The sequence below is a fragment of the Sphingobacterium sp. N143 genome, assembly GCF_030325625.1.
Lineage (GTDB): Bacteria > Bacteroidota > Bacteroidia > Sphingobacteriales > Sphingobacteriaceae > Sphingobacterium.
Window position 1 is genome coordinate 241,766 of sequence record NZ_JACAIS010000001.1, and the last position, 14,396, is coordinate 256,161.

General features: G+C 42.6%; 12 protein-coding genes. 6 read left to right on the forward strand and 6 right to left on the reverse strand.

All coding sequences use genetic code 11. The features are described from left to right. Nucleotides 1–93: 93 nt before the first annotated feature. Nucleotides 94–3,231 (forward strand): translation initiation factor IF-2, encoded by a 3,138-nt coding sequence (gene infB / locus HX021_RS00940; RefSeq protein WP_286587595.1) that lies wholly within the window; start codon nucleotides 94–96, stop codon nucleotides 3,229–3,231. 82 nt (nucleotides 3,232–3,313) lie between these two features. On the opposite strand, the gene gloA2 is transcribed toward infB, so the two are convergent. From gloA2 to HX021_RS00960, 4 genes are all read right to left on the reverse strand, one after another. Next, a complete protein-coding gene (gene gloA2 / locus HX021_RS00945; protein ID WP_286587596.1) occupies nucleotides 3,314–3,706 on the reverse strand; it encodes an SMU1112c/YaeR family gloxylase I-like metalloprotein in 393 nt (130 codons plus the stop codon). A 1-nt stretch (nucleotide 3,707) separates the two neighbouring features. Further along, a complete protein-coding gene (locus HX021_RS00950; RefSeq protein ID WP_286587597.1) occupies nucleotides 3,708–4,769 on the reverse strand; it encodes an NADH:flavin oxidoreductase/NADH oxidase in 1,062 nt (353 codons plus the stop codon). Nucleotides 4,770–4,868: 99 nt separating this feature from the next. After that, nucleotides 4,869–5,585, reverse strand: a complete 717-nt coding sequence (locus HX021_RS00955; protein WP_286587599.1) for a 3-ketoacyl-ACP reductase — start codon at nucleotides 5,583–5,585, stop codon at nucleotides 4,869–4,871. 57 nt (nucleotides 5,586–5,642) lie between these two features. Then, nucleotides 5,643–6,230: an NUDIX domain-containing protein gene (locus tag HX021_RS00960; RefSeq protein WP_286587601.1), complete on the reverse strand. Its 588-nt coding sequence runs from the start codon at nucleotides 6,228–6,230 to the stop codon at nucleotides 5,643–5,645. Nucleotides 6,231–6,252: 22 nt separating this feature from the next. On the opposite strand from HX021_RS00960, the gene pyrE reads away from it, so the two are divergent. Together pyrE and HX021_RS00970 are read left to right on the forward strand one after the other, a co-directional pair. Then, nucleotides 6,253–6,909 carry an orotate phosphoribosyltransferase gene (gene pyrE, locus HX021_RS00965; RefSeq protein ID WP_286587602.1) on the forward strand — a complete coding sequence of 219 codons (657 nt, stop codon included), beginning with the start codon at nucleotides 6,253–6,255 and terminating at the stop codon, nucleotides 6,907–6,909. A gap of 15 nt (nucleotides 6,910–6,924) precedes the next feature. Beyond that, complete coding sequence (locus tag HX021_RS00970) at nucleotides 6,925–7,323, forward strand: SRPBCC family protein (RefSeq protein ID WP_286587604.1); 399 nt, start codon at nucleotides 6,925–6,927, stop codon at nucleotides 7,321–7,323. A gap of 59 nt (nucleotides 7,324–7,382) precedes the next feature. Here HX021_RS00970 and HX021_RS00975 read toward each other — a convergent pair whose 3' ends face one another. Then, entirely contained in the window at nucleotides 7,383–8,099 is a 717-nt protein-coding gene (locus tag HX021_RS00975; RefSeq protein ID WP_286587606.1) for a superoxide dismutase, read from the reverse strand. Between the two features lie 175 nt (nucleotides 8,100–8,274). Between HX021_RS00975 and HX021_RS00980 the strand changes: the two genes are divergently transcribed. Together HX021_RS00980 and HX021_RS00985 are read left to right on the forward strand one after the other, a co-directional pair. Further along, complete coding sequence (locus HX021_RS00980; protein WP_286587607.1) at nucleotides 8,275–9,321, forward strand: ferredoxin--NADP reductase; 1,047 nt, start codon at nucleotides 8,275–8,277, stop codon at nucleotides 9,319–9,321. 152 nt (nucleotides 9,322–9,473) lie between these two features. Continuing rightward, nucleotides 9,474–11,402: an acetoacetate--CoA ligase gene (locus HX021_RS00985; RefSeq protein WP_286587608.1), complete on the forward strand. Its 1,929-nt coding sequence runs from the start codon at nucleotides 9,474–9,476 to the stop codon at nucleotides 11,400–11,402. 82 nt (nucleotides 11,403–11,484) lie between these two features. Here the strand turns inward: HX021_RS00985 and HX021_RS00990 are convergent, their stop codons facing one another. Continuing rightward, nucleotides 11,485–13,092, reverse strand: a complete 1,608-nt coding sequence (locus HX021_RS00990) for an acyl-CoA carboxylase subunit beta (protein ID WP_286587610.1) — start codon at nucleotides 13,090–13,092, stop codon at nucleotides 11,485–11,487. Between the two features lie 153 nt (nucleotides 13,093–13,245). Here HX021_RS00990 and HX021_RS00995 point away from each other — a divergent pair, with 153 nt between their 5' ends. After that, nucleotides 13,246–14,394 carry an acyl-CoA dehydrogenase family protein gene (locus HX021_RS00995; protein WP_286587611.1) on the forward strand — a complete coding sequence of 383 codons (1,149 nt, stop codon included), beginning with the start codon at nucleotides 13,246–13,248 and terminating at the stop codon, nucleotides 14,392–14,394. The last annotated feature ends 2 nt before the right edge of the window (nucleotides 14,395–14,396 follow it).

Here is a 14,396-nt window from a genome sequence, read left to right on the forward strand (position 1 = left end):
GTCGAATTTTTTCGATCTAACATTCGGAATAAATTGTTTATGGATGGAAAAAATCATATTTTTGTAATTATATTAAAATAGTTTATATTATAGATGACTGAAGGAAAAGGAACAAACTTGCTTAAAGCAGCAAAGGAACTCAACATCGGGATACATACTGCCGTTGAATGTTTAGTGAAAAAAGGATATGATGTAGAAGCAAAGCCTAACACTAAACTAAGCGGAGAGATGTATGGTGTGCTGTTAAAAGAGTTTCAGGGAGACAAATCACTGAAAGATGAAGCTAAACAAATTGTTATTGGCAAAATTCGTCGTGAGGAGTCGCCGTCTGCTTCTCCTAAAGAATCATCTAAAAACGAGGATTTTGAAGAGCATGAAGAGCCAAAGGAAATTTTGGTTAAGAATACTGTAGAAATCCCTTCTGTGAAGGAAGTCCCTTCAGCCAAGCCCGAAGAAACGGTTCATCAAGGCGGTATGAAAGTGGTCGGCAAAATTGATCTTGATGCATTGAATAGGGGCGGCAACAAGAATAAAAAAGAGGAACCTTCAAAAGCACAGCCTAACATTGCGAAAGAGTCACCAATAGAGGCAAAATCGGAAGTGAAGGCTGAAGTGAAGAAGGAAGCTGAAGTTAAAGAATCCAATACAGAAGCAAAAAAAGAAGAACCTAAGGTTATAGAAAAGACAGCGGAAGTCGTGGCACCCAAGGTCGAAGCTACTAAACCTGAAGTAGATAAAACTGAAGTAAAGACAACCCCGGTTGTAGAGACAAAAACTGAACCTGTGAAGGTAGAAGAAAAGAAAAAAGACGAAACAGCAACTAAAGCTGTACCAGTTACTCCACAGGTGGAGGCTGAGAAAAAAGAAGGTGACGATATCATTTCTGCCCGCGCAGAAAGATTAACAGGTCCTAAAGTCATTGGTAAGATTGAATTACCATCTGCAAGACCTTCCCACAAACCTGTGGCATCATCGTCAAATGCTGGAAACAACAATGAGAAACGTAAGCGTAAGCGTACGAATCTGAATGGTCCGGTAAGTGCAGGAGCAGGACAAGGTCATGGTAATAACAACCAGAACCGCGGCCCGCGTGATGGAAATAATAACCATAATCGGGACCAACAAGGCAACCGAGGTGGAAATCAGGGGAATAATGCCAATCCGAACAATCGCCAAGGGAACAACCCGCATCATGGTAGACCTGGACAAGGTGGAAATAACCAACACCAAGGTAGGCCTGGACAAGGCGGCAGACCCCAACATGGGCGTTTTGACAATAGAGGAAAAGGAAGACCTGTTGAAAATAAGGAGGAACCTTCAGAGAAGGAAATCCAAGACCAAATCAAAGCAACACTTGCTCGTTTAAGTGGTGCAGGTAAATCCGGTAAATTTGCGCAACGTGCTAAACTAAGACGCCAAAAGCGTGACGATGTCGCTTTACATGCCGAAGAAGCTGCAATGGAGCAAGAAATGATGGCAAAGGTATTGCGTGTTACGGAGTTTGTAACCGCAAATGAATTGGCCAATTTGATGGACGTTCAAGTAACACAGATCATTGCGACTTGTATGAGTCTGGGAATGTTCGTATCGATCAACCAACGTCTGGATGCTGAAACCTTAACGATCGTAGCAGATGAATTTGGCTATCAGGTTGAATTTATTAAGCCCGAAGATGAGGAAACAGCTGAGCTTGAAGAAGTAGATACTGAAGCAAATTTGGTATCCAGAGCTCCGATCGTGACTGTCATGGGACACGTTGACCACGGTAAAACATCGTTGTTGGATTATATCCGTAAGGCAAATGTAACCTCCGGCGAAGCAGGTGGTATCACACAACATATCGGTGCATATGCTGTAAAACTGGATGATAACCGTAAAATTACATTTTTGGATACACCAGGTCACGAAGCCTTTACAGCAATGCGTGCCCGTGGTGCTAAGGTAACAGATATTGTTATTATTGTTATTGCAGCGGACGACGCCGTCATGCCGCAAACAAAAGAGGCTATCAATCACGCACAAGCTGCAGGTGTTCCTATTGTATTTGCATTTACCAAAGTGGATAAACCGGGTGCTAATGCGGATAGAATCCGTGAACAGCTATCGGCAATGAACATCTTAGTGGAAGATTGGGGTGGTAAATTCCAGGCACAGGAAATTTCAGCAAAAACTGGTGAAAATGTAGATCTTCTATTGGAAAAAGTTCTTTTGGAAGCTGAAATGTTAGACCTGAAAGCTGATCCGAAGAAACGTGCTGTGGGCTCCGTGATCGAAGCGGCTTTAGATAAAGGCCGTGGTATTGTGACTACCGTGTTGATCCAAGGCGGAACACTGCGCGTTGGAGATCCTATCTTAGCGGGTTCACATTCAGGTAAGGTGAAAGCCTTAACCAATGAAAGAGGTGAACGTGTAAAAGAAGCTGGCCCTTCGGTACCAGTGCAAATTTTGGGTATGGCTGGTGCTCCGACAGCGGGTGACAAGCTTTATGTTCTTGAAAGCGAGTCTGAAGCGAGAACAGTGGCCAACAAACGTCTTCAATTGCAACGTGAACAAGGTATGCGTGCCACTAAGCACATTACATTGGATGAAATTGGTCGTCGTCTGGCTATCGGTAACTTTAAAGAACTTAATATTATTGTTAAGGGGGATGTGGATGGTTCTATTGAAGCATTGTCAGATTCCTTATTGAAATTGTCTACTGACGAGATCCAAGTAAATATCATCCATAAATCGGTGGGTGCAATCTCTGAATCAGATGTATTATTGGCATCTGCTTCGGATGCGATTATCATCGGTTTCCAAGTTCGCCCAACGCAAAATGCACGTAAGCTGGCTGAAAACGAACAGATTGATGTGCGTTTATACTCCATTATCTATGACGCGATCGAAGAGATCAAATCTGCGATGGAAGGTATGCTGGCACCGAAATTTGAAGAGAAAATTGTTGCTGAGGTTGAAATCAGAGAAACATTTAAAATCTCTAAAGTTGGTACCATCGCTGGATGTATGGTCCGTGAAGGTAAGATCAATAGAAACAATGATATCCGCGTGATCAGGGACGGTGTTGTGATCCATACAGGTAAACTGGCTTCATTGAAACGCTTTAAAGATGACGTGAAAGAAGTTGCCCAAGGATATGAGTGTGGTCTAAATATTGACCGTTTCAATGATATCCAAGTCGGCGATATCGTGGAAGCTTACGAACAGGTAGAAGTAAAACGTAAATTGTAATCAGTCGATTTGCGATCATATAAAAAGGCATTGATTTTCATCAATGCCTTTTTTGTTGGTCTTTTTTGTCGGACATTCGGGACTATAGTTCATACAGTTCAATGGGAAGCTGATCGGGATCGGAAAAGAAAGTGAACCTTTTTTGTGTAAGCTCATCGATTCTGATTCCTTCATGTGGGATACCTGCCTCTTCCAGTTTATTTATTTCTGCGGTCAAATCATCGACTTCAAAGGCTAGATGTCTGAGCCCTGCTGCTTCAGGGAAACTGGGGCGAGCTGGCGTCGTAGGGAAAGAAAATAGCTCGATGATATAATTGTCATGGAGTTTTAGGTCCAATTTATACGAATCACGCGCCGCACGATAATGTTCCTGCCAAATTTCCAGTCCCAGAACCTCTGTGTAGAATTTTTTTGATCGCTCATAATTGCTGCAGATAATCGCAATATGGTGAATTTTTTTTAAACTTAATTTCATCCTATTTTGCTCTTTCATATTGTTTTGGCCAGGGTGTATCGACGGATAGTTCTTTTGCGAAATGTAATGGAAGATGGGGGTCATCCAAAAAGCTCCGTGCAATTAAGATCAAATCGGCTTTGTTCTGCTCAATGATCTCGGCGGCTTGAGCCGCTGTTTTAATCAGGCCAACAGTAGCAGTTGTGCTGCCTGTTTTTTCTTTGATGGCTGTAGCAAATGGGAGCTGATAGGCGGGGCCAACATCGATCTTTTGATAGGAAACCAAACCACCGCTGGAAACATCGATGACATCCACGCCCTGCTCAGTAAGCAATTGGGACAGGAGAATGGACTGATCCAGATCCCAACCATTTTCTGCCCAGTCTGTCGCAGAAATACGTACCCAGAGGCTTTGGCTTGTTATTTCGCGCTGTACCCTGTTTATAATTTCAGTTAAGAAACGGATCCTATTTTCAAATGTACCGCCAAATTCGTCTTCCCGGAGATTACTCAATGGGGAGAGAAATTGATGAATGAGATAGCCATGGGCGGCATGGAGCTCGATAATCTCATAGCCGGCCTGTACAGCCCTTCTAGCGGCTTCACCGAATTGCTCAATCAATTCTTTGATTTGACCTATTTTAAGCTCCTGTGGGACATAATCTCCGCTATGGAAGGCCAGTGCAGATGGAGCTAGCGTCTGCCATCCCAGGGGGTCTGAAGGGGCAAATTGGCCACGGCCGATCCATGGTTTATTACTGCTGGCCTTGCGGCCCGCATGGGCGAGCTGTATACCGGGAACAGCCCCGTTCTCTTTAATAAACGTGGTGATTTCTTTATATTTCTCCAAATGATCATCGCTCCATAGCCCAAGATCGCCATAACTGATTCTACCTTCAGGGCTGATTGCTGTGGCTTCTTGTATGACTGCTGCGGCGCCACCAATGGCAAATTGACCTAAATGAACCAGGTGCCAATTGTTGGCAAAGCCATCTTCTGCCGAATACTGGCACATGGGCGATACGACCAAACGATTTTTTAACTGTAAGGAACCGATCGTTATAGATGAAAATAGTTGACTCATAATTGCTTGTTTAAAGAAGACAGGAGCTGTTTATACTCCTGTCCAAAAGATGTATTGTTAAAACCTTTGACTCCTGGTTGACCAATCACTAAGCGGTTGTTAGGGGTTGGTGGACCATAAAGAGGCCGATTTGAGCATGGCTCTTCGTGGTAGTTTCAGATTGGCGACAATGAGTTCAGCAAAATCTGCTGGCTGTAGTACGGTCTCGGGGTTGCCATCTGTAAGTCCTAATTCTTTGGACATATCTGAAGCAATTGTACTGGGCATTAAAGTGCAGACACGAATATTGTTTTTGCGCACTTCCCGCATTAAGGAGTCAGCAAATCCGATCACACCAAATTTTGACGCACTGTAAGCAGATGTTGTTGCTGCGCCATTTAGCCCTGCGGTAGAAGATACCATGACAATATCACCTTGATTTTTTTCAATTAACTGTGGTAAGACAGCTTTTGTAACAAAATAGGTTCCTAAAAGATTGGTATTGATAATCGCAGTCCAATCATCCACATGCATGTCCAAAACGGATGAGAAGGAAGATATTCCGGCATTGTTGATCAGGATGTCAAAACTGCCAAAAGTTTCCTGCAATTTATGGATCTGCTTTTCTACGGATACATAATCAGCTATATCAAATACGGCATAAGTGACTTCTGTTCCCAATTGAGCGAGTTCGGCAGCGGTATCTTTCAGTGCTGCTTCATTTCTGCCTGTGATGGCGACATGTACACCTTCCTGAGCTAGCGCGAAAGCAATGGCCTTACCCAATCCTTTTGCCCCACCTGTAATTAAGGCTCTTTTTCCTGTTATATTTTCCATAATATAAAAGTAAGGATGATCCTGTGGATTACTGTCAGATGAACCTCAAAAGACAGTCTATTTTGCTTTTTTAATGATATTTTCAATAATGGGGTAGGTATTTGCCCGTATGTCATCAAATTGATCGATGTGACGCCATTCTGCCTTTGTGATGTCCTCAGCGGTCTGTGGGATCAGTTTAGGAACCTTATTGACCCCCATTTCATACCAATTGGTCGTTTTCAATACAAATTCCCCGCTGCGTAAGTAATAGGTATGATACGAGGTGCTGATCTTCTTGCCTAAATAATTGATTTTAATGCCACACTCTTCCTCCACTTCACGTACTGCTGCCTCACGCATCTTTTCATTGTCCTCTACTTTGCCTTTTGGAAGGTCCCATTTGCCCAGGCGGTAGATAAAAAGATAGTCTCCATCACCATTTTTGACCAGCCCACCGGCAGCTTTAATAACTTTCAGCTTACTTTTTAGATTTTGAAACACAGTCTCATAATCTTTATTGATGTAGAGATATGTTTTGGGATCTTTATCAATTTCAGATTGTTTGAAAAGTTTTTGAAGTTCAATGTCTTGAATACTAATTGTTTGCGGGTTTTTAATTTTCGAAGGAACAAAATCTGCTAAAATTAGCACAGTTTCGTTCATATAAATTTTATAAATTTGCGCCATGAATAATTTAAATGAGGTTGAACAAAAAGTTGCTGAATCCTTATTGCAAATTAAAGCAATAAAATTGCAACCTAAAAGTCCTTTTACATGGGCATCGGGTTGGAAGTCTCCAATTTACTGTGATAACCGTATCACTTTATCTCATCCAGCGATACGCACGTATATTCGTCAGAAGCTTTCTAAGCTTATTCAAGAAGAATTTGGATCAGTAGATATGATTTCTGGAGTTGCTACGGCAGGTATTCCACAAGGTGTTTTGGTCGCACAGGATCTGGGCCTACCATTTTCTTATGTAAGAAGCTCAGCGAAGGATCATGGCCGCCAAAATATGATCGAAGGTGAGGTTGTTAGTGGTCAGCGAGTGGTTGTGATCGAAGATCTGATCTCAACTGGTAAAAGTAGTTTAGTAGCGGTTAAAGCGTTACGCGAGGCAGGTTGCAATGTTGTTGGATTGGTATCCATATTTACTTACGGATTGCAACAAGCTACCGATAATTTTGCGGAAGCAAAATGTCCTTATTTTAGTTTATGTAATTATGACGCACTGATTCAGGTCGCTGCTGAAAATAGTTATGTGCTGGAAGAGGATGTCGAAATTTTAAAAAAATGGCGATTGAATCCGGAAAGCTGGGGCGAAAATTTTCTACAGGGATAACTTTAATTTATCGTGATGACGACTATTCAAAACAGCACGGAAATCAATAAGAACGTCAGTGAAGTTTACGCTTTTTTGACTGACCTCAATAATCATGAACAGTTGATGCCGGAGAATATTTATAATTGGTCCTCGACTGCTGACGAAGCACGGTTTACCATTCAAAATATGGCAAAACTGGCCCTTCGTGTAGATCAGCGTGTGGAGAATGAAATCATCAAATTGGTACCATCTGAAAAAGCTCCCTTTGAGGTAGCCTTGCGATGGGAACTGCAGGAGCTAACTGGTACTGCGACGAAAGCTACGTTTATTATTGATGCAGACCTGAACATGATGATGAAGATGATTGCTGCTGGCCCCCTTCAAAAGCTGGTGGATTTTCAGGTGAATAAGCTCAAAGAACTGTTGGGATAAGTTATACGATTCAAAACATAAATAAAAAAGCTCGAGCGATATTGCCCGAGCTTTTTTATTTATGCTAGTCGTTCATTGACTTTTTTCCAGTTGACGACATTCCACCAATTTTTAATATAGTCTGCTCTTTTGTTTTGGTAATGCAGGTAGTAAGCGTGCTCCCATACATCAAGCCCTAAAATAGGGATGCCTTTTATGTCAGCAACATCCATCAGTGGATTGTCCTGATTCGGCGTGGAAGTGATTTTCAGATTGCCCGAATCGTCAAGGATCAGCCAAGCCCATCCTGAACCAAAGCGAGAAGCTGCCGCAGCAGCAAATTGTTCTTTGAATTTGTCTACGGATCCAAAAGCTGTATTGATCATCGTCACTAATTTTTCAGAAGGTTGGCTGGGTTTCTCAGCTAAACTTTCCCAAAAGAAATTGTGGTTCCAAGCCCCACCCGCATTATTTCTGGCTTTTGGTGAATACTTTGATATATTGGCTAAAAGCTGTTCTTCTGAATTTTCTGCAATCTGCTCAGCAACAATAGCTTCATTGATCGCATTAATATAGGCCATATGGTGCTTTGTATAATGGATTTCCATCGTCAACGCATCAATATTGGGCTCCAATGCTGCATAACTGAAAGGTAACTTGACTTGAGAAAATGTTAATGTAGCGGCATTTAATTCAGTTGCTTTCGCGGAAGCAATATCTTGTAATATTGATCCAGATACAGCAATGCCCAATGTGGCTTTTGCTGCATTTTGAAGGAAGTTTCTGCGTGTTTGCATATAATCTTACTATGATTCTTTTGATATAAATATAACGCGAAATTTTACAATTATTGTGTGTGAATTGTCTGTCAATTGTAATACAACAAAATTGTTATCAATTCAATCTGGATAGCTGTGTCCTGATTCTTGCTTTACATTTGTGTAAGCCAGAATCCTACAGTATATTTGGCTTATGTATGCATTAAGGATATCAAAAATAATTCCTCAACCTAATAATAACATTACTTTTCAGTTAGAACCATTAGCTGGAAATTATCCTCCATATAAAGCTGGACAATTCATCACACTTTCATTTCTGTTTGGTGACCGGGAAGTCCGCCGTTCGTATTCATTCAACAGCTCTCCGGACTATGATGAACCGCTCAGTATCACGGTCAAGCGTGTGGAAAATGGGGAAATATCCAGACTACTCCACCATCAGGTTGCGGAGGGTGATATTGTTCAGGCAATGGAACCCCAGGGCTTATTTACCTATGAACCTGAACCGCATCAGGTGAGAACTTTATTTTTATTTGCTGCTGGTATTGGCATCACTCCGTTGTATTCGATTCTTAAAACAGCGTTGTTAGTGGAGAACAGCTCAAAAATCGTATTGGTCTACAGTAACCGTGCTGCTGAGCAGACACCTTTTCGGGAAGAACTGGAGCAGTGGGCCATACAGTATCCGGATCGCCTCACGATTGTATGGATCTATTCCAACAGCAAATATCTGATGAAAGCCCGGTTGAACAGGGATTATATTCTCGCTATTGTCAAAGATCATCTGGTCGGCGCGGCAGAAGATGCGCTGTTCTATACCTGTGGACCCGTGATTTATATGGACTTATGCCGTTTTACGCTTTTAGGAATGGGCTTTGAGTCTAGTCAAATCAAGCGGGAGACCTTTTTATTGCCCGAAAATGAAGAAGATGACGACGATGAGACCGAAAGGGAAGTGGATATGACATCTTATCAGATCAAATTGCATTTTCAGGGAAAAACCTATGAACTGGAGGTTCCCTACAATAAGTCCATTCTGGATGTTGGGCTAGATCATAAAATCAAATTACCTTATTCCTGCAAGTCGGGTATGTGCAGTACCTGTATTTCTCAATGTGTGAAGGGAAAGGTGCGCATGGACTATAACGAAGTATTGACTGATCGTGAAGTCGAGAATGGACGCGTATTATTGTGTACTGGGCATCCTATCGAAAATGACACGGAGATTGAAGTATTCTGATAAACCTGCATATATACTATTGCCTGCTGATCAGCTGACTGCGGAATAGTTGCTGTTTAATAAACTTGATTAATTGTATTGCATAATTATATTTTGCAATTGAATGCAAATTTAGTTAAGTTTGGATATAACCGTTTTTATATCCAAATATTATGGGGAAATTACTATGGCACCCGTCAGAAGAGCAGCAATCTCAATCTGAGATTTATAAGTTTAAGCAGTATATCGAAAAGGAACATCAGCTATCTTTTCAGTCGTATCATGACCTTTGGCAGTGGTCCACAAGCCATGTGGCTGATTTCTGGAAGAGCATAGCGGTTTATTTTGATGTCAAGTTTCACGCTGATTTTTCAGTGATTTTACAGCCTGCTACAGATTCAAGGAGTTTTATTGACACCCACTGGTTTAAGGGAGCAACATTAAACTATGCCGAGCATGTGTTTAGAAAAGCGACAGAAAAACGACCTGCTCTTGTCTTCCAGTCAGAGCAAACACCCAGACGAGAGGTTTCCTGGAAAGAATTGAAGGACATGGTACGCCGCCTGCAATTGTTTCTGCAGGAAAAAGGGGTCAAAAGGGGCGACCGTGTGGCAGGTGTATTAATTAATGGTATCGAGGCCATCGCTTTATTTTTGGCAACAAATTCAATTGGAGCGATCTGGACCTGCTGTTCTCCTGATTTTGGTGAGGCCAGTATTCAGGATCGTTTTGAACAGATTGAACCAAAAGTTCTTTTCGCTGATTCCAGGTACTCCTACAATGGACGCCTTTTCGAGAAGGAGGATAGTATACGGAGCCTTGCTGAGAAACTTCCTTCTTTGCAGGCCTGTGTTTTTATTCACGATGCCACCTGGGACATGATCATGAATGGGACCATCAAAGATATGGAACTCCAATTTACGGCTGTTTCTTTCGAAGATCCCATCTGGATTTTGTATTCATCCGGAACGACGGGTAAGCCGAAAGCCATCACACATGGGGTAGGGGGCATGTTGCTGGAGCATATGAAAGCACTTGGTTTGCATCAAAATGTGCAAGAAGGAGAGCGGTTTATGTGGTATTCTACAACGGGATGGATGATGTGGAATTACGCGCTTTCAGCCCTTTTAATGGGAAACACCTTATGTATCTATGACGGGGCAACAAATTATCCGGATAAACGCAGTCTGTGGCGCTTTGCAAAAGAAAGTGCTGTGGATCATTTCGGTGCTGGGGCTGCTTATTTAATCTCTTGTCAGGATGAGGATCTGGCTTCACTTGCTTATCATCCGAAAACAATAGGTTCGACGGGCTCACCACTTCCACCAGATACTTTTGAATGGATCAATGCAACTTTTCCAAGGAGCCAGATCATCTCATTGAGTGGTGGAACAGATGTGTGCAGTGCCTTTTTATCGGGCTGTACCTTGTTGGATGTATATGCAGGTGAAATTCAATGCCGAACATTGGGTGCTAAGATTGAAGCATTTGATGCGAATGGGCATGCCGTTTATGAAGAGGTGGGGGAGCTGGTTATCCTAGCTCCAATGCCCTGCATGCCGATTTATTTTTGGAACGACCCAGGGCATAAGAAGTACCATGCCAGCTACTTTGATAAATATCCGGGTATTTGGAATCATGGGGATTGGATTAAAATTACTGCACATGATGGTATTATCATGTATGGGCGTTCGGATGCAACACTGAACCGGGGCGGTGTCCGTATTGGAACTGCCGAGATTTATAATGTCCTGAATACAACAGCAGGTGTGGTGGACAGTTTGGTCATTTGTGTTGACCACGATAATGGTTCATCGGACATGCTGCTTTTTGTTCAGGTAAAAGATGCTGTGCTGGACGATGGACTGAAAGACCAAATTAAGCGATCTCTTCGCCAGCAATATAGTCCACGTCATGTACCTGATGAAATTTTTCAAGTGGCCGCTATTCCATATACCTTAAGTGGAAAAAAATTGGAACTGCCCATCAAAAAGATTTTTTCAGGGATTCCGGTGGAAAAAGCGGTATCAAAGGATGTGATGCGAAATCCAGCATCGATTGATGGTTTTGAAGAGATCAGTAAAATATGGATCAGACCTTAATCCGGGAGGGACACTTCCTGCGGTCGATAAAGCCCTCATCCCACAGCATACTTTATGGTGGAGTGAGGGCTTTTTATTTTGTTTATACCTGAATCACGCCAACATTATATCGTTCTAGGATCGGTTTCTCGTTGGCAGCCTCTATTCCCATGCTGATGACCTTTCGGGTTTCTTGGGGGGCAATGATGCCATCAACCCAGAGCCTTGCAGCGGCATAATATGGACTTAATTGCTCGTTATACCGGTCTTCGATGGATTTGAGAAGGATATTCTTTTCTTCTTCATTGATGTCCTGCCCTTTGGCTTTTAGTGCCGATTCCTGAATCTGAAAGAGTGTTTTGCCTGCGGCAGCACCGCTCATGACAGCCATTTGGGCACTTGGCCAAGCATAGATCAAACGGGGGTCATAAGCCTTTCCGCACATGGCGTAATTGCCTGCTCCGTAACTATTGCCGACGATGAATGTGAATTTTGGGACAACAGAGTTAGCCATAGCGTTGACCATTTTTGCACCGTCTTTAATGATGCCGCCTTGTTCTGAGCGACTGCCCACCATAAATCCAGTAACGTCCTGCAAGAAAACAAGTGGGATGTTCTGTTGGTTACAGTTCATGATAAAGCGTGCAGCTTTGTCTGCCGAATCACTGTATATGACACCACCCATCTGCATTTCAATCGTATTTCCCGGTTTCTTAGCTTTGCTAATTTCACGTTGATTGGCAACAATCCCCACAGCCCAGCCATCGACACGGGCAAGTGCACATACAATGGTCTTTCCGTAATCAGGTTTGTATTCTTCCAGTGTATCTGCATCAACAATTGCATCTAGGATATCCTGCATGCGATACGGTTTTGTCCGGTCTTCAGGAAGGAGCGCGGTGATTTTTTCCGGATTGGTTTTTGGGGGCAAACTTTCTTTTCGGTTGAAACCTGCTTTAGGATGCCCACCCAGTTTGTCGATTACATTTTTTATGGCATTCAAACAGCTTTGATCATCGGGAAATTTATTGTCCGTGACGCCTGATATTTCCGCATGGGTGGAGGCCCCGCCAAGAGTTTCGGCATCGACAGTTTCGCCAATAGCTGATTTGACCAAATAAGGACCTGCCAAAAATACCGATCCCGTTCCCTCTACAATAAAAGCATAATCCGACATAATCGGGAGATAAGCCCCGCCGGCGACGCAACTGCCCATAATCGCTGCAATTTGTGGAATACCCATGGAAGACATGCGTGCATTATTCCGAAATATACGTCCAAAATGCTCTTTGTCCGGGAAAATTTCATCTTGCATGGGAAGGAATACGCCGGCAGAATCGACTAAATAGATAATGGGCAAATTGTTTTCCATGGCGATTTCCTGCGCCCGAAGATTTTTTTTTGCGGTGATCGGAAACCATGCACCTGCTTTAACGGTCGCATCATTGGAGACAATAACACAAAGTTTGGCTTGAACATAACCAAGTACTGCGGCACAACCTCCATTGGTACAGCCCCCATGCTCTTCGTACATCCCTTCTCCGGCAAACATGCCTATTTCAAGGTATTCACGATCCGGATCAAGGAGATATGTTATTCTTTCCCAGGCCGACATCTTACCTTTTTCCTTGAGCTTTTTTATTTTATCGATGCCCCCACCCAATTTCAGGTTATCTCTTTTTTGACGAAGTAATGCGAGTAGCTCCTTCATAGTTTATAATCTTGGTTTAAAAAGCTGTTTAATTAAGAATTTCTTATTTTTAGATAAATTTAAAATAAAATTTTAAAATATTTGCAATTTTATTCCTAAATATTTTGATATATTTGAATTGTATTACCGATTGTAAATTTAATATTTGTGCTTATGTTTATTGAAAATAAACAACAAATGGATATGATCAGACAAAGTGCACGCGATTTTGCACAGCATCATATCAAACCTTATGTGATGGAATGGGACGAAGCCCAGACATTTCCAGTAGAAGTTTTTAAAAAATTAGGTGAACATGGATTCATGGGCGTTATTGTTCCGGAGGAATATGGCGGATCGGGTCTGGGGTATCAGGAATATATTACTGTCCTGGATGAAATTTCCAAGGTTTGTGGATCGATCGGACTGTCGGTAGCGGCACATAATTCTTTATGCACAAATCATATTTTGAGTTTTGCCAATGAGGAACAAAAGAAACGTTATCTTCCGAAGTTGGCAACCGCGGAATGGATCGGTGCCTGGGGGCTTACAGAGACGGGATCAGGTTCGGATGCCGGTGGTATGACCACCTTTGCCGAAAAAGATGGTGATTATTATGTGTTGAATGGCTCGAAGAACTTTATTACACATGCCATAAGTGCTAATGTTGCGGTGGTAATTGCACGTACCGGAACAAAAGGCGATAAAAAGGGGATGTCTGCATTTATTGTGGAGAAGGGGACACCGGGGTTTACGGCAGGTAAAAAAGAGAATAAATTGGGGATGCGTGCCTCAGAAACGGCCTGTCTATTTTTTGATAACTGCCGAATTCATCGAGATCAGCTGGTTGGTGAAGAAGGGCAGGGCTTTGTACAGGCACTAAAACTATTGGATGGGGGTCGGATATCGATTGCAGCACTTTCGTTGGGGATAGCACGTGGGGCTTATGAGTGTGCCTTAAAATATGCACATGAGCGGGAGCAATTTGGGAAGAAAATTTATGAATTCCAGGCAGTTTCTTTTGCGCTTGCGGATATGGCAACACAAGTGGAGGCAAGTGAACTGTTGACGCGGCAGGCAGGCTACCTGAAAGATCATGGTGAACGAGTTTCCAAAATTGGTGCGATGGCCAAGTTGTACGCTTCCGAAACAGCCGTAAGTGTGTCCAATGAGTCGGTACAGATTTTTGGCGGATATGGTTTTACAAAGGATTATCCTGCAGAAAAGTTTTTTCGGGATGCCAAGTTGTGTACGATAGGAGAGGGGACTTCCAGTATTCAAAAAATGGTGATCGCCCGAGAAATTGAGAAAGATATTTTATAATA